Origin of the sequence: Comamonas sp. 4034, from assembly GCF_050434545.1 — a bacterium.
Classification (GTDB): domain Bacteria; phylum Pseudomonadota; class Gammaproteobacteria; order Burkholderiales; family Burkholderiaceae_C; genus Comamonas; species Comamonas odontotermitis.
Genome location: NZ_JBNDIT010000008.1, coordinates 78,823 through 97,033, shown reverse-complemented (window position 1 = coordinate 97,033; position 18,211 = coordinate 78,823). Strand labels below are relative to the sequence as shown.

At 63.5% G+C, this 18,211-nt stretch carries 11 protein-coding genes; 7 read left to right on the top strand and 4 right to left on the bottom strand.

Annotated features, from left to right (window positions below; all coding sequences use genetic code 11):
• Positions 1-42: 42 nt before the first annotated feature.
• Complete coding sequence (gene tenA, locus ABIE32_RS10585) at positions 43-711, top strand: thiaminase II (RefSeq protein WP_429015874.1); 669 nt, start codon at positions 43-45, stop codon at positions 709-711.
• 102 nt (positions 712-813) lie between these two features.
• On the opposite strand, the gene ABIE32_RS10580 is transcribed toward tenA, so the two are convergent.
• Complete coding sequence (locus ABIE32_RS10580; RefSeq protein ID WP_429015871.1) at positions 814-1,146, bottom strand: four-helix bundle copper-binding protein; 333 nt, start codon at positions 1,144-1,146, stop codon at positions 814-816.
• A gap of 356 nt (positions 1,147-1,502) precedes the next feature.
• Here ABIE32_RS10580 and ABIE32_RS10575 point away from each other — a divergent pair, with 356 nt between their 5' ends.
• Positions 1,503-1,739, top strand: a complete 237-nt coding sequence (locus ABIE32_RS10575) for a hypothetical protein (RefSeq protein WP_184705877.1) — start codon at positions 1,503-1,505, stop codon at positions 1,737-1,739.
• A gap of 463 nt (positions 1,740-2,202) precedes the next feature.
• Here ABIE32_RS10575 and ABIE32_RS10570 read toward each other — a convergent pair whose 3' ends face one another.
• Positions 2,203-3,153, bottom strand: coding sequence for a LysR family transcriptional regulator (locus ABIE32_RS10570; protein WP_429015868.1), 951 nt, complete (start codon positions 3,151-3,153; stop codon positions 2,203-2,205).
• 117 nt (positions 3,154-3,270) lie between these two features.
• Between ABIE32_RS10570 and ABIE32_RS10565 the strand changes: the two genes are divergently transcribed.
• The 5 genes from ABIE32_RS10565 (at position 3,271) to ABIE32_RS10545 (ending at position 13,759) form a co-directional block, all read left to right on the top strand.
• Entirely contained in the window at positions 3,271-4,245 is a 975-nt protein-coding gene (locus ABIE32_RS10565) for a DMT family transporter (RefSeq protein ID WP_429015865.1), read from the top strand.
• Positions 4,246-4,425: 180 nt separating this feature from the next.
• Positions 4,426-5,952, top strand: coding sequence for an MdtA/MuxA family multidrug efflux RND transporter periplasmic adaptor subunit (locus ABIE32_RS10560; RefSeq protein ID WP_429015863.1), 1,527 nt, complete (start codon positions 4,426-4,428; stop codon positions 5,950-5,952).
• Positions 5,953-5,965: 13 nt separating this feature from the next.
• Entirely contained in the window at positions 5,966-9,097 is a 3,132-nt protein-coding gene (locus ABIE32_RS10555) for an efflux RND transporter permease subunit (RefSeq protein WP_429015861.1), read from the top strand.
• Positions 9,094-12,285, top strand: a complete 3,192-nt coding sequence (locus tag ABIE32_RS10550; protein ID WP_429015859.1) for an efflux RND transporter permease subunit — start codon at positions 9,094-9,096, stop codon at positions 12,283-12,285. Before ABIE32_RS10555 ends, ABIE32_RS10550 begins: the two co-directional genes overlap by 4 nt.
• 10 nt (positions 12,286-12,295) lie before the next feature.
• Positions 12,296-13,759, top strand: coding sequence for an efflux transporter outer membrane subunit (locus ABIE32_RS10545; RefSeq protein WP_429015857.1), 1,464 nt, complete (start codon positions 12,296-12,298; stop codon positions 13,757-13,759).
• Positions 13,760-13,793: 34 nt separating this feature from the next.
• Here ABIE32_RS10545 and ABIE32_RS10540 read toward each other — a convergent pair whose 3' ends face one another.
• Positions 13,794-14,888 carry a DNA/RNA non-specific endonuclease gene (locus ABIE32_RS10540; protein WP_429015855.1) on the bottom strand — a complete coding sequence of 365 codons (1,095 nt, stop codon included), beginning with the start codon at positions 14,886-14,888 and terminating at the stop codon, positions 13,794-13,796.
• A 194-nt stretch (positions 14,889-15,082) separates the two neighbouring features.
• Positions 15,083-18,211, bottom strand: a complete 3,129-nt coding sequence (locus tag ABIE32_RS10535; RefSeq protein ID WP_429015853.1) for an error-prone DNA polymerase — start codon at positions 18,209-18,211, stop codon at positions 15,083-15,085.

Below are 18,211 nucleotides of genomic sequence, written 5' to 3'. Positions count from 1 at the left end.
GTCATTTCCAAGAAAACCGACAGAAACCTTTCAGGAGTTGCCATGTCTTTCTGCCAAACGCTTTGGCAAGCCAACCACGCCCTGTACCAGCGCACGCTGGATCTGCCCTTCAACCGCGAACTGGCTGCAGGTACCCTGAGCCGCGAGCGCTTTCGCCATTACATGATTCAGGATGCGCACTATCTGGTGGCCTATGGCCGGGCACTGGCCGTGGCGGCAGCCAAGGCCGACAACGCCGAAGGCGTGGTGCAGTTTGCCAATGCGGCCAATGAGGCGGTGGTGGAGGAGCGCAAGCTGCACAGCGGCTTCATGCGCGACTTCGGCATTACCGCCGAAGAGTTTGCCGCCACGCCGCTCACTCCGGCCTGCCACCACTATGCGAGCTTTCTGGTGGCCAACAGCTGGTCAGAAAGCTATCCCGTCGCATTGGCTGGCTTGTTGCCGTGCTTCTGGATCTACGCCGAAGTGGGGCGAGACATCTATGCGCGCTCCATGCCGGGCAATCCGTACCAGGCCTGGATCGATACCTATGCGGGCGATGAATTCCACGCCATTGTGCGCGGCGTGATTGCCACGATCGACCGCGTGGCCGACGCCGCCGACAGTGCGACACACCAGCGCATGGCAGAGGCCTACCGCTATTCGGCGGAGCTGGAATGGATGTTCTGGGACAGCGCCTACCAATCGGGCGGTTGGCCGACGCGCCCTTGAAGATGCATCCTTAGAACGTGTTTTCGATCTCTACGCAGCCGCGTTGGAGTGCAATTGGGATGAGTTCGAAGCGATGAGACGCAGCCTGCCCCAAGGGCTTGCTCAGCGGTTCACCGCCTCGCAGGCGGCGGCGCACTGTCTGCACGCGTCTGCGCAGCGCTGGCAGTGGTCGTGGTGGTGCTGCACGCATTCATTGGCGCAGGCCAGGCAGATCTCTCCGCATACGCGGGCCAGGTGTCTGGCCATTTCGCTGTTGCGGGCCATGGCAGAAGCCGTCAGTTGGCAGATGGCTGCGCAATCGATGTCCAGCGCAATGCAGCGCGTCATCATCTGCATGTCTTCCTCGCGCAGGCAACCGGCCAGGCAGGCATTGCAGGCGATGGCGCAGGCGTTGCAGGCGTCAATACAGGCCTGGTAGCTGGGGGTAGGGGTCATGGGAATCTCCTGTTGGGTGGGCGGGTGGCGTACTTTTCGTTGTACTCCGCCCTGCCACAGGTGTGTGTAGGTGATGGGGCCCAGTTGGCCAGGCAATCGATGGAGGAGGCATGGGCGCTGCCTGACTCTGCTTGCGCGAGGCTCCGTGTAAACACTCTGTCGCTCTTTGGTAAAGCAGTGCAATGTCGGCTTGTGGATGACACGGTTGGCGGTGTTGGCCTACAAAACAGGCCATGGCGCGGGCCTACGCTAGCGGCGTTATCTCACCAGATGCGCGATGGCGCAGACCCCGAAGTCACCTGAATCCGAGGCCTACGACCTACGAAACACGCATCGCAACCAGAAAAGGAGTTGCCATGTTGTCTCTCAATCCCGTCAAGCCCGACACCGTCTACCACGCTCCCGTGTTTGAGCCCACCGTCGACGAACTGGCCTTGCTCAAGAAGCTGGAGCTGGGCGAAGTGATCTCGATAGCGACCGCCCTGCACGACCATGTCTCCAAGCGGCTGTTCGAGTGGGGCATGGTGGATCGCCGTGATGGTGATCTGGCGATCACGGCATTGGGCCTGCAGCAGATTCGCCGTGTTGAATAGTGGCTGTACGGGCGCACTGCAAAGGCAATGCGTACCGGCTGAGGCCGGAAGAATCTTCTCAGTCGCTGAAAGGGTAACCGCACTGGTTGCCCTTTTTTTCATCACCTGTATTTAAACCATTGCAAATCAAGGTGATGGGCCTCTTATCTACAGCTGTGCACAGTGTTTTCCCCAGCATTGTGCCCGGTGGATGGGGACAAGCGGCGGGTGGATGACTTGTCCACCCGTGATGGGCAAAAAGGATCTGCAAAGTCCATGCGGCGCACGCTGGCTGCTACAAAAACAGGCATATTTTCGACTGAAAGCCGGTCGGAGCGCGGATAAAACGCGTGTTGCTTAAAATTTGAGCTGTTTCATGTTTTTGTTGTTTTATCAAATGCTTGCGGTGCTTATCTACAGCTGTGCACAGTGCTTTCCACAGCATTGTGCCCGCCAGATGGGGACAACGGGCGTGTAGACCGGCTTACACCTCGTTTTCAGTGAGCGGGGTGCACTGTTCCTGCAGATAGTCCAGCATGGCACGCAGCTTGGGCGGGATGTGTGGGCCTGGCGCATAGACGGCGTAGACCATGCGCGGGGCATAGCCGCCGGTGAGTTGCCAATCGGGCAGCACCTGCACCAGGCTGCCATCGGCCAAGTGGCTGCGCGCCACAAAATCGGCCATCAACGCAATGCCTGCAGCAGGCCCCTGCTGCAGCGCGCGTAACATGCCGTGGCTGCTGGCGATGGTGATGGGGGTGTTGAGCCGCACTTTGGTGGCGGGTGTGGCTGGCGCTTGGGAAGGGAGCATCTCCACCGTGTTCTGGAACAGGCCATAGCCCAGGCTCATGCAGCGGTGGGCCAGCAAATCCTGCGGGGTGGCGATGGGGGCGTGATTGCGCAGGTAGTCGGGGTGCGCCACCAGCACATAGGCCATGCGCGCCAGTGGCCGCGCCACCATGCCGGGCGGCAGGGCATCGGCTGCAGCAATGCGGATGGCCAGATCCAGCCGCTCGGCGGTCAGGTCGGCCATGGCATCGGTCATGGACACCTGTACCTGCACCTCGGGCCAACGTGCGCAAAAGCCCGGCAGCAGTGGAGCCAGCCACCAGTCGCCAAACACCAGTGGCGCGTTGATGCGCAGCACGCCCTGGGGCTGCTCGCGGTGTGCTGCGGCGCGCGATACGGCCAGCTCGGCGCTCTGCAGCATCTGCAGGCAGTCGGCGTGCACGGCGGCACCCACTTCGGTGAGCGACAGCGAACGCGTGGTGCGATGCAGCAGCTTGACGCCCAACTGCGATTCCAGCCGGCCTACGCTGCGGCTTACCGCGCCGGTGGTGAGCCGCAGTTGGCGAGCCGCACCGGCAAAGCTATGGTGGGCCACCACCTGTGTGAATACCTGCATATCGGCCAACGGAAGCGTGTCGGGAGTCATGGCGGAGGCTTGCTGAGTTTATTGATTGAAATTCAATAATAAATTGAAATGAAATTGGATTGTTGATTTTTCATTGATGCATGACCATGCGCATATGGCAATGACAAGGAGTTGGTGATGGCGCATTCAAGTACGGTCTCTCCGGGGGCAGGGTTGAGGGGCTCTTCAGCCCAGGCGAAAACTGGCGGAGGCACCTGGCGCATGGTGGCCGCCATGCTGCTCTCGGGCACCATTGGCCTCGTGGTGATCGAAAGCGGCCTGCAGGTGGAATTGGTGGTGCTGCTGCGTTGCCTGCTGGGTGCACTGGGGTTGGGTGCATGGCTGTGGTGGCGCAAGGCGTGGGTAGCGCCCAGCCGGAGCGGCTTCTGGATGATGGCCGCAGGCGGTGCGGCCCTGGTGGGCAACTGGGTGGCGCTGTTCCATGCCTACGCCTACGTTGGCATTGCGGTAGCCACGGTGGTCTACCATGTGCAGCCGTTCTTGCTGGTGCTGGCGGCAGCACTGGGTGGCGAGGCGCTGCGCTGGCGCCAATGGCCGTGGATGCTGCTGGCCCTGGCAGGCGTGGTGCTCACCAGTGGCCTGGGCAGCGATGCGGCCCTGGCGGGGCCACATGCAGCGGCAGGCCTGCCCATATGGGGGGTGTTGCTGGCTTTGCTGGCGGCAGCGCTCTACACGGTGACGGTGATCACCACCCGGCGCGTGAAGAACACCGCACCGGCGCAGATTGCCATGGTGCAGATGCTGGCGGGTGGATCGCTGCTGGCGCTGTGGCAGGCGCCGGCACTGGCCGCCATGGTGCTGCAGGGCTGGCAGCAGCCGGAAGGGGTTCCGCTTGCGCAGACCGTGGCTTGCGTGCTGGTGGTGGGGCTGGTGCACACATCGCTCATGTATGGACTGATGTACGGTGCCTTCCAGCGCCTGGGGGCTGCGGCCATCGCCATGCTGAGCTTTGTCTATCCTGCCGTGGCCCTGCTGGTCGATCTGTGGTGGTTCGGCGCGCACCCGGCGCCTGCGCAGTGGCTCGGCATGGGCCTGATCGTGGTGGCGGTGGTGGGCTATCGCTGGCAGGAATTGCGGGCCGTGCAGCGCTGAAGCACCGAGGCAAGACTGGCGGCATGCGCTTGCTGCAATGCGGCATTTACTTTTCTTCGCAGTCGGGATAAAGCAAAGGCAACACGGCTGCACTAGGATGCGATCATTCTTCTTTACATGAGGCGTCCTCCTGAGGGTGGGGGTGCCTGCGAATGTAAGACCACTGATCGATCGCATGCCATGGACCACAATTCCAACAATTCCGCCCATCCTGCCCATATTTCCCAGCCTTCTGCTGCGCCGCTGACCAGTCCGGCCCCCAAGCCGCGCAGGCGCTGGGTGGGCTCCACCATTGCCGTGCTGCTGGTGGCGGCGTTGGCGGGCGGTGCCTGGTACCTGGTGCAAAGCAAAAAAGCCGGCAGCGGCGGGCCAGGCGGTCCCGGCTTTGGCGGCCCGGGTGCGATGCGGTCCATGACGGTGACAGTCGGCAGCGCCACCGTCAAACGGCAGAACCTGCCGGTGACCCTGACCGCGATGGGCACGGTGGTGCCCACCAACACCGTCACCCTGACCACCCAGGTATCCGGCGTGCTGCGCGATGTGCTGTTTACCGAAGGCCAGATGGTGAAAAAAGGCCAGAAGCTGGCGCAGATCGACCCCCGACCCTTCGAGCAGGCGCTGATGCAGGCCAAGGGCCAACTGGCGCGTGACCAGGCCCAGCTGGACGCCGCGCGCGTCACCTTGAAGCGCTACCAGACGCTGTGGAGCCAGGACTCCATCGCCCGCCAGGACCTGGATACCCAGGCGGCCACTGCCAAGCAACTGGAAGGCACGGTGATCGCCGATCAGGCAGCGGTGCAGTCCGCTCAGCTGAACCTGGGGTACTCCAGCATCACTTCGCCCATTGATGGCCGCATCGGTCTGCGCAGCATCGACCCCGGCAACTATGTGAGCGCGGGTGGCACCACAGGCATTGCCGTCATCACCAAGGTGGCGCCTATCGATGTGAGCTTTACCGTGCCGCAAGACCATATTCCCTCGGTTCTCGACGCGCAAAAGCAGGACGGGCGCCTGCCGGTGGTCGCGCTGGACCGCGCGGGCAGCAAACCGCTGGCCACTGGTGCATTCCTCACCTTGGACAATCTGGTGGATACCACGACGGGTACCGTCAAGGCCAAGGCACGGTTTGACAATGCCGATGGCGCGCTGTTTCCCAACCAGTTCGTCAACACCAGATTGACGCTCAAGGACATCAGCACCCTGGTGGTGCCGGTCACCGCCATCCGCACGGGCGGCAACGGTGACTTCGTCTATGTCATCAACCAGGACCGCACGGTGAACCAGCGCACCGTGATCCGGGGCATGAGCACGGTCGAGTGGGTGGCAATCAGCAGCGGCCTGAAAGAAGGCGAGCTGGTGGTGACCGAAGGTGCCGATCGCCTCAAGGACGGAGCCAGTGTCGCCCTGCAAGGCGACACACCCACGCAAGCACCGGGCGCCAGCAGTGGCCGCCGAGGCAACCGGGGCGAGGGCGGTAGCGGTGGTGGAGGACGGCGCGGCGGCGCGGGCCGCTCGGGCGATGCGCCTGCAGCTTCCGGCGCTGCGGCCAACGGTGGTGGAGGCGGCGCAGCCACGGGCAACCCGGCCGGGGTGGTGCCCAATGCGGCGCAACCCACACCGGCCTCGCCTGCAGTGCCGGTCCCTGACGTGGTGCCCACGACGCCTGCCTCTTCTGCGGCTCCGGCAACGCCCGCCAAGGCGCAGTAAGGCGGGTTGATCGATGAGTCCTTCCCGTCCATTCATTCAAAGGCCGGTGGCCACGGCCTTGCTGATGGTGGCCATTGTGCTGTCGGGCCTGGTCGGCTTCAAGCTGCTGCCCTTGTCGGCGCTGCCCGAGGTCGATTACCCCACGATCCAGGTGCAGACCCTGTACCCCGGCGCCAGCCCCGAGGTGATGAGCCGCACGGTAACGGCGCCGCTGGAGCGGCAGCTCGGCCAGATGTCCGGGCTTGACCGGATGTCGTCCACCAGCGCGGCAGGGGTCTCCATGGTCACCCTGCAGTTTCAGCTGGGCCTGTCGCTGGATGTGGCCGAGCAGGAGGTGCAGGCCGCCATCAATGCCAGCAGTGCGCTGCTGCCTGCCGATCTGCCTGCGCCGCCTGTTTATGCCAAGGTCAACCCGGCCGATACGCCGGTACTGAGCCTGTCTATTACCTCCAAAGAACTGCCACTGACGGAGGTGCAGAACATCGTCAATACGCGGTTGGCGCAAAAGATCAGCCAGGTCTCGGGCGTGGGTCTGGTCACACTCGAAGGCGGGCAGAAGCCGGCCATGCGCATCCAGGCCAACACGCAAGCGCTGGCGGCCAATGGCATCACCTTGAGCACGCTGCGCACCGCCATCAGCAATGCCAACTCCAACACTGCCAAGGGCAGCTTTGACGGCCCCAAGCGCGCCTACTCCATCAACAGCAACGACCAGTTGCTGACTGCCGAGGCCTACATGAACCTCGTGGTCAGCTGGAAGAACGGAGCGCCGGTCTACATGAAGGACGTGGCCCAGGTGGTGGCCAGCGCCGAGAACGACCGCCTCGCAGCCTGGGTGGATGAGACACCAGCCATCGTCGTGAACGTGCAGCGCCAGCCCGGCGCCAATGTGATCGCCACGGTCGATGCCATCAAGGCGCGCTTGCCGGAGCTCACGGCCTCCCTGCCCGCATCGGTGGAGGTGAAGGTGCTGACCGACCGCACCACAGGCATCCGCGCTTCGGTGGAGCATGTGCAGATGGAACTGGCGCTGGCCGTCATCATGGTGGTGCTGGTGATCTTCTTCTTCTTGCACAGCCTGCGTGCCACGGTGATTGCCAGCCTGGCGGTGCCGATCTCGCTCATCGGCAGCTGCGGCCTGATGTACCTGCTGGGCTACAGCCTCAACAACCTGAGCCTGATGGCGCTGACGATTGCGACCGGCTTCGTGGTGGATGACGCGATCGTGATGATCGAGAACATCGCCCGCTACATCGAGGAGGGCGAGACGCCGATGGCGGCAGCCCTCAAGGGTGCGTCGCAGATCGGTTTCACCATCATCTCGCTCACCGTGTCGCTGATCGCGGTGCTGATACCGCTTCTGTTCATGGGCGATATCGTGGGCCGGCTGTTCCGCGAGTTTGCGGTCACCCTGGCGATCACCATCCTGATCTCTGCCGTGGTGTCGCTCACCCTCGTGCCCATGATGTCGGCGCGCTGGCTCAAGCACGAAGACACGGGCGCACACAGCCACGGCTGGGTGGGAGCCGTGCAGCGCGGCTTTGACAAGGTGATCCACCACTACGACCGGGGGCTGCAGTGGGTGTTTCGCCACCAGGGCCTGACCCTGGTGGTGGCCGTGGCCACCCTGGCGCTGACCGGATTGCTGTACCTGATGATTCCCAAGGGACTGTTCCCGACCCAGGACACGGGCCAGCTCAAGGCCCAGATCGTGGCCGCGCAGGAGGTGTCTTTTGCCCGCATGAGCGCGCTGCAGCAGCAGGCGGTGAGCGCCATCCTGCACGATCCGGATGTGGAATCGGTCAGTTCGGTCGTCGGTGTGGATGCCGCCAACAACACCATGCTGAATACAGGCAGCCTGTCGATCAACCTCAAGCGGCCGCATGATGCGCAGGACGCGGTGATGCAGCGCCTGCGTGACCGCGTGGGCCAGGTGGCGGGCGTGTCGATCTTTCTGCAGCCCGCGCAGGATCTGACCATCGATTCGCAGAGCGGGCCTACCGAGTACCGCCTGTCGATCGGTGGTGTGAGCACCGACGAGGTGAACCAGTGGACGCAAAAGCTGGCCGCCCGCCTGCAGGAGGTGCCTGAGGTGCGCAATGCCACCAGCGACGCCGGTCGCCAGGGGCTGTCGGCCTATGTGAATGTGGACCGCGACACCGCATCGCGCCTCGGCATCAGCACCAGCAGCATTGATGACACGCTCTACAGCGCCTTTGGTCAGCGCATTGTCTCCACCATCTTCACCGAAACCAACCAGTACCGTGTAATCCTGGAGGCGCAGCAGGGCCAGTTGAACAGCGTGCAGACCTTGGGCAATCTGGCCATCAACGCCAACAGCACGGGGGCCACGCCGCTGTCGGCCATTGCACGGATCGAAGAGCAGTTGGCGCCGCTGCAGGTCACCCGTGTGGCCCAGTACCCCGCAGCCACGCTGGGCTTTGACACTGCGCCCGGCGTGTCGCTGGGCCATGCGGTCGACGCGATCAAGCAGGCTGCGCAGGACATCGGCATGCCCCGGTCGCTGACCATGGAGTTCCTGGGCGCGGCCGGCGCGTACCAGAAGTCGCTCACCAGCCAGTTGCTGCTGATCCTGGCTGCGCTGGTGTGTGTATACATCGTGCTGGGTGTGCTGTACGAGAGCTATGTGCACCCGATGACCATCCTCTCCACCCTGCCGTCCGCAGGTGTGGGCGCCTTGCTGGCGCTGATGCTGAGCGGCAATGACCTGGGCGTGATCGGCATCATCGGGATCATCCTGCTGATCGGCATCGTCAAGAAGAACGCGATCATGATGATCGACTTTGCCATCGATGCCGAACGCAGCCAGGGCATGGCGCCGCAGGATGCGATCCACCAGGCGGCGCTGCTGCGCTTCCGTCCCATCCTGATGACCACGCTGGCCGCGCTGTTTGCTGCGCTGCCGCTGATGTTCGGCTGGGGCGATGGTGCAGAGCTTCGCCGCCCGCTGGGCCTGGCAATCTTTGGCGGGCTGATGCTCAGCCAGCTGCTCACGCTCTTCACCACGCCGGTGATCTACCTCGCCTTTGACCGGCTGGGTGCACGTTTTCGCCGCAAGCCTCAGACCCCCGCGCCTGGCGGCAGCGTGAATGATGGCGGCGCAGGCGACGGAGTGGCGGCATGAATCTGTCCTTGCCATTTGTCAAACGCCCGGTGGCCACGGTTTTGCTGACCATCGGTATCGCGCTGGCGGGAATGGCAGCATTCTTTGTGCTGCCGGTGGCGCCGCTTCCCCAGGTGGACTACCCGGTGATTTCGGTATCGGCCAGCCTGTCAGGTGCCAGCCCCGAGAACATGGCATCGAGCGTGGCCACGCCCCTGGAGCGACACCTGGGCGTGATTGCTGGCGTCAACGAGATGACGTCGAACAGCTCGACGGGCTCCTCGCGCGTCACCCTGCAGTTTGATCTCAATCGCAATATCGACGGCGCCGCGCGGGAGGTGCAGGCCGCCATCAATGCGGCACGCACCGATCTGCCATCCGACCTGCGCAGCAACCCCACGTACCGCAAGATCAATCCGTCCGATGCGCCGGTCATCATCCTGGCGATGACATCGCCCACACGCACACCCGGCGAGCTGTACGACGAGGTCTCGAACGTGGTGAGCCAGCGCATCTCGCAGGTCGATGGTGTCGGCGATGTGGAAATTGGTGGCGGGTCGCTGCCATCGGTGCGTGTGGAGCTGCTGCCGCAGGCCCTGAGCAAGTACGGCATTGCCACCGAGGACGTGCGTGCCGCCATCCAGGCCGCCAACGCCAACCGTCCCAAGGGCGCCATTGAGAATGAAGGCAACCGCCTGCAGATCTATACCCCTGCGCCCGAGCGCAAGGCATCCTGGTACCAGGGCCTGGTGGTGGGCTGGCGCGACAATGGCGCCGTCAAGCTGGGCGATGTGGCACGCGTGATCGACGGCCCGGCCAACGTGCACACCATGGGCCTGTTCAATGGCCAGCCCGCCATTCTGGTGCTGATCACGCGCCAGCCGGGGGCGAACATCATCGACACGGTTGACAACGTGCGCAAGCTGTTGCCTGAGTTGCAGGCGCAATTGCCCAAGGATGTGACCATCCAGGTGGCCAGCGACAGCACCAATTCCATCCGTTCGTCGCTGCGCGAGATCGAGACGACGCTGATGGTGTCCGTCGCACTGGTGGTGCTGGTGGTGGGCGTCTTCATCCGAAAGGCGCGTGCGACGGTCATCCCGGCAGTGGCGACCGTGGTGTCGCTGCTGGGGACCTTCGCCATCATGTATCTGCTGGGTTTCAGCCTGAACAACCTGAGCCTGATGGCGCTCACCGTGGCAACCGGCTTTGTGGTGGACGACGCGATTGTGGTGCTGGAAAACACCAGCCGCCACATCGAGCAGGGCATGGACAAGATGGCTGCAGCCTTGCTGGGTGCCCGCGAAGTGGGTTTTACCGTGCTGTCGATCAGCCTGTCGCTGGTGGCGGTGTTCATTCCGCTTCTGTTCATGGATGGGCAGATCGGCCGATTGTTCAAGGAGTTCGCCGTCACCCTGTCGGTGGCGGTGATGATCTCGCTGGTGATCTCGCTCACCACCACGCCGATGATGTGTGCGTGGTTCCTGCGCGATGAGGATGCCGTCAGCGCTGAACCCCAGGGCCGCATGGCGCGGACGCTGGAGGCCGGTTACTCCTGGATGCTGCGCATCTATGAGCGCAGCCTGGACTGGGCGCTGCACAGCAAGGCGCTGGTCATGGCCATTCTGGTGGTGGTGATCGGGATGAACGGCTATCTCTTCGTGCATGTGCAAAAGGGCTTCTTCCCGCAGCAGGACAACGGCCAGCTGGCTGGCGGCCTGCGTGCGGACCAGAGCATCTCGTCCACGGCCATGGCCGACAAGCTCAAGGATGCGCTGGCCATCATTCAGCGCGACCCTGCTGTGGACACCGTGGTGGGCTTTTCGGGCGGCAGCCGTGCGGGTGGCGGCTTCATGTTCATCAACCTCAAGCCAGTGAAGGAGCGCGATGTGACCAGCCTGCAGGTCGTGGCGCGCCTGCGGCCTCAGCTGTCGCAGATCACCGGCCTGCGTGTATTCCTCAACCCGGTGCAGGATCTGCGCATGGGCGGGCGCTCGTCCAACTCCACCTACCAGTACACGCTCAAGAGCGACAACACGGCAGACCTGAAGAAATGGGCCACGCGCCTTGCCGACCGCCTCAAGCAGGAGGCGTTGCTGCAGGACGTGGATACCGACCAGGCAGAAAACGGCGTCGAGGTGTATGTGGATGTGGACAAGCAGGCCGCCGCGCGCCTGGGCGTCAACTCCAAGGCCATCAACAATGCGCTCTACAACGCATTTGGCCAGCGCTCGGTTGCCACCATCTACAGCGATCTGAACCAGTATTCGGTCATCATGGAGTGGGCGCCCGAGTACACGCGCGGACCGCCTGCGCTGCAGGATATCTATGTGCCGTCCAACCTGGCGGGTACCGTGGGAACGGCGGCCAACCCGGCGCTCAAGAGTGCCTCGACCGGCAATGTCATCAGCACGGCTGCCGACACCATGGTGCCGCTGTCTGCCTTTGCCAAGGTGGTAGAACGGCCCGCGCCCACATCGGTCAACCACCAGGATGGCGAGCTGGCCACGACGATCTCGTTCAACCTGGACGAAGGTGTGGCGCTGAGCGAGGCGCAGGCCGTGATCCGGCAGGCGGAAGCCGATATCGCCATGCCGATCAATGTACGCGGTAGTTTTCAGGGCACGGCGCTCAGCTTCCAGAAGACGCAGTCGCAGCAGCTGTACCTGATTCTCGCGGCGCTCGTGGTGATCTACATCGTGCTGGGCATTCTGTATGAAAGCCTGGTGCATCCGGTCACGGTGCTGTCTACCTTGCCGTCGGCAGGTGTGGGTGCGGTGATTGCGCTGATGCTGTTCGACATGCAATTCACAGTGATTGCGCTCATCGGCGTGTTTCTGCTGATCGGCATCGTCAAGAAGAACGCGATCCTGATCATCGATTTTGCGCTGGAAGCGCAGCGCGCGCGGGGCATCAGCGCCACGGATGCCGTGCGCGAAGCCTGCGTGCTGCGCTTCCGTCCCATTCTGATGACCACCCTGGCTGCCGCGCTGGGTGCGCTGCCGTTGGCCATCGGCTTTGGGCAAGGGTCGGAGCTGCGCCAGCCACTGGGCATCGCCATCATCGGCGGCCTGTTGGCCAGCCAGGTGCTGACGCTGGTAACCACACCTGTCGTGTATGTGCTGATGGACAAGCTGCGTCGCCATGCGCCCGATGAGCGCTATCTGAGCCGTGCGCAGCCGCAAGAGGCCGGGCCTGCACCGGGTTAAGAAGAAATTTATGAAAACACAACGCGAACAACCATCTCCACGCGCCAACGCGCTGCGCACTCTGGCCTTTGCGCTGTGCTGTGCGGGCATGTTGAGCGCCTGCTCCGTGGCACCTGTGTATGAAGTGCCGAGCACACCAGCGCCCGCCAGCTTCAAAGAGGCAGGCGCACTATGGCAAGGCGCCCAACCCAATGACGCCATGGACCGTGGCGAATGGTGGACCTTGTTTGGCGACGCGAAACTCAACCAGTTGGCCGCGCAGGTGCAGGTGAACAACCAGAACATCGCGGCAGCGGCCGCTGCCGTTGCACAAGCCCAGGCTGCGGTGCGCGTGCAGCGAGCAGGCCTGCTGCCAACGGTCAGCGGCTCGCTCGGACAGACACGCCAGGGCGGCAGCCAGGCCAGCGGCAGTGGCAGTGCATCGCTGGGCATCAATGCCGCCTGGGATGCGGATGTATGGGGGCGTTTGAAAGAGTCCGTCAGCGCTGCGCAGAGCAGCGCACAGGCGAGCGAGGCAGACCTTGCCGCCGCCCGACTGTCGGCGGTGGGCAGCCTGGTGCAGAACTACTACCGGCTGCGCGAGGCTGATGCGGAGCTGCAGATCCTGCAGCAATCCATCGAAGGCTACCAACGCAGCCTGCAGATCACGCAGAACCGCTACGACAGCGGCATCGAAGCCAGGACGGCCGTGCTGCAGGCGCAAACCACCCTGACCAATACCCAGGCCAGCGCCGAGTCACTGCGCCAGTCGCGCCAGACCTATGAGCATGCGATTGCCGTATTGACCGGCCAGGCGCCAGCACAGTTCGACCTGCCTGCTGCCCCTTGGCAGGTTACGGTGCCGGAGGTGCCGGGCGTGGTGCCTTCGACCTTGCTGGAGCGCAGGCCCGATATTGCATCGGCCGAACGTGCCGTGGCTGCTGCCAATGCGCAGATCGGCATTGCGCAGTCGGCCTACTACCCGAGCCTCAGCCTGTCGGGGTCGCTGGGCCGCACGGGATCCAATCTGGGTGATTTGTTCAGCGCTTCGAGCCTGCTGTGGTCGCTGGGCGCGTCTATCAGTCAGAGCATCTTCAATGCAGGGGCCACTGCGGCGCAGGTGGATTCGGCCAGGGCTGGGCATGCCGCCAAGACGGCAAGCTACCGGCAGACGGTGCTGGGAGCCTTCCAGGCGGTGGAAGATGTGCTCAGCAACATCGCCGCACTGAACGCCCAGCAGCCGTTGCTGCAGCAAAGCCTGGATTCGGCCGAGAAGGTGGAGCAGCAGATGCTCAACCGCTACAAGGAAGGGCAGGTGCAATACACCGATGTGGTGACCGCGCAGGCGACAGCACTGAATGCGCGCCGCTCACTGATCCAGCTGCAGCTGAACCAGCAGCTGGCCGCGGCGCAACTGATCCAGGAATTGGGTGGCGGCTGGCATGCGCCATGGATGCAAGCCTCGGATGGGGCAGTGCTACAGCCCAAGCCTTAGGGTACTTTGAAGGACTGCTGCTGCCTGCGCCTGTTCACTGCAGCTGGGGCAGAAAGTTACGCCCCGTCCGTTCTACAAAACGGCCATAGCTCATTGGCGGCCCAAGGGTAGCGTTTGCGTCGTTGGGCAGTACCCAGGCCCAGGCGCGCTGCTGCTGTTCGTCATACACCAGCTTGTACAGGTGGCTGGGCACCCAAACCTGGTTGCGGCCAATGGTGTGTGCGCCGCTTTCGAACAGCGGGCCGGTATATACAAATACATTGCCGTTGGCGCGTTTGGCGTACTTGCGCACATCGCCTTCCAGCTTGGACCAGATCTTGCGGTTGTTGGTGGGGTCCTGAGGCACCATGTTCGACAGCGCAAACGACTGCGCCATGCCGGTTTCGGTGCTCTGGTTGGCGGCGGCTGCCATGTGGCCTCGGTCGTAGCCGCTGCCTTGGTAATCGGACAGATCAGCCTTGTACGCGGAGCGCAGACGCGCATCGGCATAGAAGCGGTCGGTCCGTTCCTGTCCAGCTGCATGTTGCAGGCGATTGCGATTGAGCCGTTCGATGGTGACGATCGGGGTTTTGGACAGCCCAGAATACAGCACGGCAAAGCCATCCGAGCACAGCGCTACCGGCATCCAGCTGGTACCCACGCTGGCCAGCCCGAGCGGGGCGCTGGCGGGCAATTGTTCTGCGCACTGCGCAAAACTGTCTGATGCGGAGGGTTGCTTGCCGGCCTGGCCTTTGGGTGGAGCAGGCTGGCTGGCCCCACTGCTGCTCCCCTTGCCACCGGATGACGGATGCGCAGATTCACGGCTTTGGCGGGCCAGGGTCTGCAGGGCTTCCTGCCAGTTGGCCCAGCGGTCCTGTTGCTCTTCGAGCCAGTGGCCGGCGTCGCGTACCAGCGGCTGGGTTTGCAGCCAATGCTGCGTTTTGTCTCTGGCCCAGTGGCGGGCACCTTCCAACTGGGGGGCCAGCACGAAAGACCCTGCCGCAGCTGCTGCGCTGTAAGTCGCAATGGCAGTCTTGCCGATCAGCGGACGCAGCAGCCGGGCGATCAGGCTGCTGGAGGATTTGCGGGATGTGTTGCTGCGTTTGCCAGCACGAGATGCAGAGCGGGAACGGGACGGGGGACAGGCCATGGACGAACAGACACCGGGGCGCTCAATGCGCCCTTTGCAGGAGAGCAGCAGACAGAAAAACGCATGCGCAACTGGCGCTGCGGCAGGAAGCTGTCTGCTATCGTTATTGTGGCGCGCTTACAAGCAAGGGCGCGCGTAAATGATGAAATTATTTAAAACATTTCTGCATGCCCTGGTGCAACAGAACGGGGGGCTTAGTGAAAGTCACGGCTGCGGATGCGCAAGGTGTCAAACCAGTCGGACATATCGCGCAATCGGTGGGCGATCAGGTTGCCGACATCGCCCGTGCGCTGCCAGCGCCCTTCCACCGCCAGCAATTGCGAATGCAGCAGCGCCTCACGCTGGTGTTCGCGAATCTTGGGCCAGCAGATCACCTGCAGGTTGCCGGTCTCGTCTTCCAGGGTGATGAACACCACGCCTTTGGCAGTGGGTGGCTGTTGGCGCAAAGTGACGATGCCGCAGGCGCGCACCCAGCTGCCGTCACGCGCATCGCGCAGGGCCGCATGGGTGCGGAACCTGTGGCGTTGCAGGCGTTCGCGCAACAAGGCCAGCGGATGGCGGCGCAGGCTCAGGCCCAGCGCGGCATAGTCCCAGTGGATGTCTTCCTGCTCGGCGGCCGAGGGCAATTCCAGGTGGCTTTCGTGGATGGCGGCGGCTTGCAGCAAGGGGCTGTTGTGCCGTGGCGCAGCTGCTTGCCATAGCTGGTTGCGGCGATGGCCTTCCAGGCTGGCTAAGGCATCGGCGGCGGCGAGTTGCTGCATGGCAGGTGCATCCAGCCGGGCGCGCAGGGCCAGGTCTTCGGCGCTGATGAAGGGCGCGGCCTTGCGTGTCTGCACCACGCGTTCACTCTGGGCTTGCGACAACTGTTTGACCAGTCGCAGCCCCAGGCGCACTGCAGGCTGCGCGCCGCCGCTGTATTCCATGGTGCAGTCCACCATGCTGTGCATCACATCGACCGGCAGCACCTGCACGCCATGGCGCTGTGCATCCTGGATGAGCTGGCTGTTGCTGTAGAAGCCCAGTGGCTGGCTGTTGATCATGGCGGCCAGAAATTCGGCCGGGTAGTGGCATTTGAGCCAGGCGCTGAAGTACACCAGGATTGCAAAACTGGCTGCATGGCTTTCGGGAAAGCCGTATTCCGAAAAGCCCTGAATCTGCTGGAAGATGGCTTCGGCAAACTCGGGGGTGTAATTCCGCTGCGTCATGCCCTCGATAATCTTGGCATGGTATTGCTGCAGGTCGCCGGTGCGCCTCCATGCAGCCATGTTGCGGCGCAGCTGATCGGCTTCGCCGGGGGTGAAGCCGGCGGCGACGATGGCGATCTGCATGACCTGCTCCTGAAAGATCGGAATGCCTAGCGTGCGCTCCAGAACGTGCTCCAGATCATCGCTGGGATAGTTGACTTTCTCCAGGCCTTGCCTGCGCCGCAGATACGGGTGCACCATGCCGCCCTGGATGGGCCCGGGCCGCACCAGCGACACTTCGATGACCAAGTCGTAGTAGTTGCGGGGCCTGAGGCGCGGCAGCATGCTCATTTGCGCGCGGCTTTCTATCTGGAAGACGCCGATGGTGTCGGCGGCGCAGATCATGTCGTAGGTGGCGGGGTCTCTGTGCGGGATGTCGCCCAGCCCGAAGGTGCCGCCCTTGCGCGCGCCAACCAGGTGCAGCATTTTTTGCAGTGCCGTCAGCATGCCCAGGGCGAGCACATCCACTTTCAGCAGACCCACGGCATCCAGGTCGTCCTTGTCCCACTGGATGACGGTGCGGTTTTTCATGCTGGCGTTCTCGATCGGCACCATGCGCGACAGCGGCCCGCGCGTCAGTACAAAGCCGCCGACATGCTGCGACAGGTGGCGTGGAAAGTGGCGCAGGGTCTCCACCAGCTCCACCAGTTGGTGCACGGCCAGGTCATCGGCCTGCAAGCCAGCCTTTTGCAGTGCTTCGCTGCGCAGCAGTTCGGCGTCCCATTGCGAATGGTCGCGTGCCAGCAGGTCGATCTGCTCCGCTGCAAACCCGAGGGCCTTGGCCACGTCACGGATCGCGGATTTTCGCCGGTAGCGGATGACCACCGCCGTCAATCCGGCGCGGTGCAGGCCGTATTTCTTGTACAGGTACTGGATGACTTCTTCGCGCCGCGCGTGCTCGAAATCCACGTCGATATCGGGCGGCTCGTTGCGTTCCCTGCTGATGAAGCGTTCAAACAGCACCGTGCTTTCGGCAGGGTTTACCTCGGTCACGCCCAGGCAATAGCAGACGGCCGAGTTGGCTGCCGAGCCCCGACCCTGGCACAGGATGTTCTGGCTGCGCGCATAGCGCACGATGTCGTGCACGGTCAGAAAGTAGTGCTCGTAGTGCAGTTCGCTGATCAGGGCCAGTTCATTCTCCAGCTGGGCCTGGGCTTTGGTGGGAATGCCTTGCGGCCAACGGCTGGCCGCGCCTTCGTAGGTCAGCTGGCGCAGGTAGCTGGCAGGGGACAGGCCCACGGGCACGACCTCGTCGGGATACTGGTAGCGCAATTCATCCAGCGAAAAATGGCAGTGCGCCGCGACGGTGAGCGTGGCATCGAGCAGATCGCGAGGGTACAGTTGTGCCAGCCGCAAAAGGCTGCGGAGATGGCGCTCGGCATTGGGCTGCAGGCCGTAGCCGCACTCGGTCAGCGGCTTGCGCAGGTGGATGGCGGTGAGCGTGTCCTGCAGCGGTTTGCGCGAGCGCACGTGCATGTGCACATCGCCTGCGGCCACCAGGGGCATGCCTGTGGCGCGGCTGGCAGCGCGCAACTGCAGCAGCCAGGCTTCGTCGCCCAGGCTGCGGTCTTGCTGCACCGCAAGCCAGCAGCGGCCGGCAAAGTGATCCTGCAGCCATCGGGCCTGGGTATCGATGTGGGAGGCGCTTGCCTGGCGGTGCGGGGCCAGCAGCAGCACGCAGTCATCAAACACTCTTTTCTTGATAGCTGCTTGCGCAAGCGCGTATTGCCCTTTGGGTGCTCTTCTTCGCAAATGGGTAATCAGTGCGCACAGGTTGCCGTAACCGCGCAGGTTGCAGGCGAGCGCGATGAGGGTGAAAGGCGGCGCATCGTCATCACTGCATTGCACTTCGAACTGCGCGCCGATGATCAGTGGCAGGCCGCATTCGCGGGCTGCCACATGGGCGCGCACAATACCGGCGAGCGAACATTCATCGGTCAACGCCAGTGCGGCATAGCCTTGGCGGTGCGCGCGTGCCACCAGCTCGTGCGGGTGGCTGGCGCCGCGCAGAAAGCTGAAATTGCTCAGGCACCACAGCTCGGCGTAGCGTGGAATGGCGGGGCGGGGAGGGGATGTCAT

Coding starts and splice junctions, on each gene's coding strand:
- ABIE32_RS10565 (WP_429015865.1), top strand. CDS start 3,271: ATGGCGCATTCAAGTACGGTCTCTCCGGGGGCAGGGTTGAGGGGCTCT.
- ABIE32_RS10575 (WP_184705877.1), top strand. CDS start 1,503: ATGTTGTCTCTCAATCCCGTCAAGCCCGACACCGTCTACCACGCTCCC.
- ABIE32_RS10555 (WP_429015861.1), top strand. CDS start 5,966: ATGAGTCCTTCCCGTCCATTCATTCAAAGGCCGGTGGCCACGGCCTTG.
- tenA (WP_429015874.1), top strand. CDS start 43: ATGTCTTTCTGCCAAACGCTTTGGCAAGCCAACCACGCCCTGTACCAG.
- ABIE32_RS10570 (WP_429015868.1), bottom strand. CDS start 3,153: ATGACTCCCGACACGCTTCCGTTGGCCGATATGCAGGTATTCACACAG.
- ABIE32_RS10540 (WP_429015855.1), bottom strand. CDS start 14,888: ATGGCCTGTCCCCCGTCCCGTTCCCGCTCTGCATCTCGTGCTGGCAAA.
- ABIE32_RS10580 (WP_429015871.1), bottom strand. CDS start 1,146: ATGACCCCTACCCCCAGCTACCAGGCCTGTATTGACGCCTGCAACGCC.
- ABIE32_RS10550 (WP_429015859.1), top strand. CDS start 9,094: ATGAATCTGTCCTTGCCATTTGTCAAACGCCCGGTGGCCACGGTTTTG.
- ABIE32_RS10535 (WP_429015853.1), bottom strand. CDS start 18,211: ATGACATCCCCTCCCCGCCCCGCCATTCCACGCTACGCCGAGCTGTGG.
- ABIE32_RS10545 (WP_429015857.1), top strand. CDS start 12,296: ATGAAAACACAACGCGAACAACCATCTCCACGCGCCAACGCGCTGCGC.
- ABIE32_RS10560 (WP_429015863.1), top strand. CDS start 4,426: ATGGACCACAATTCCAACAATTCCGCCCATCCTGCCCATATTTCCCAG.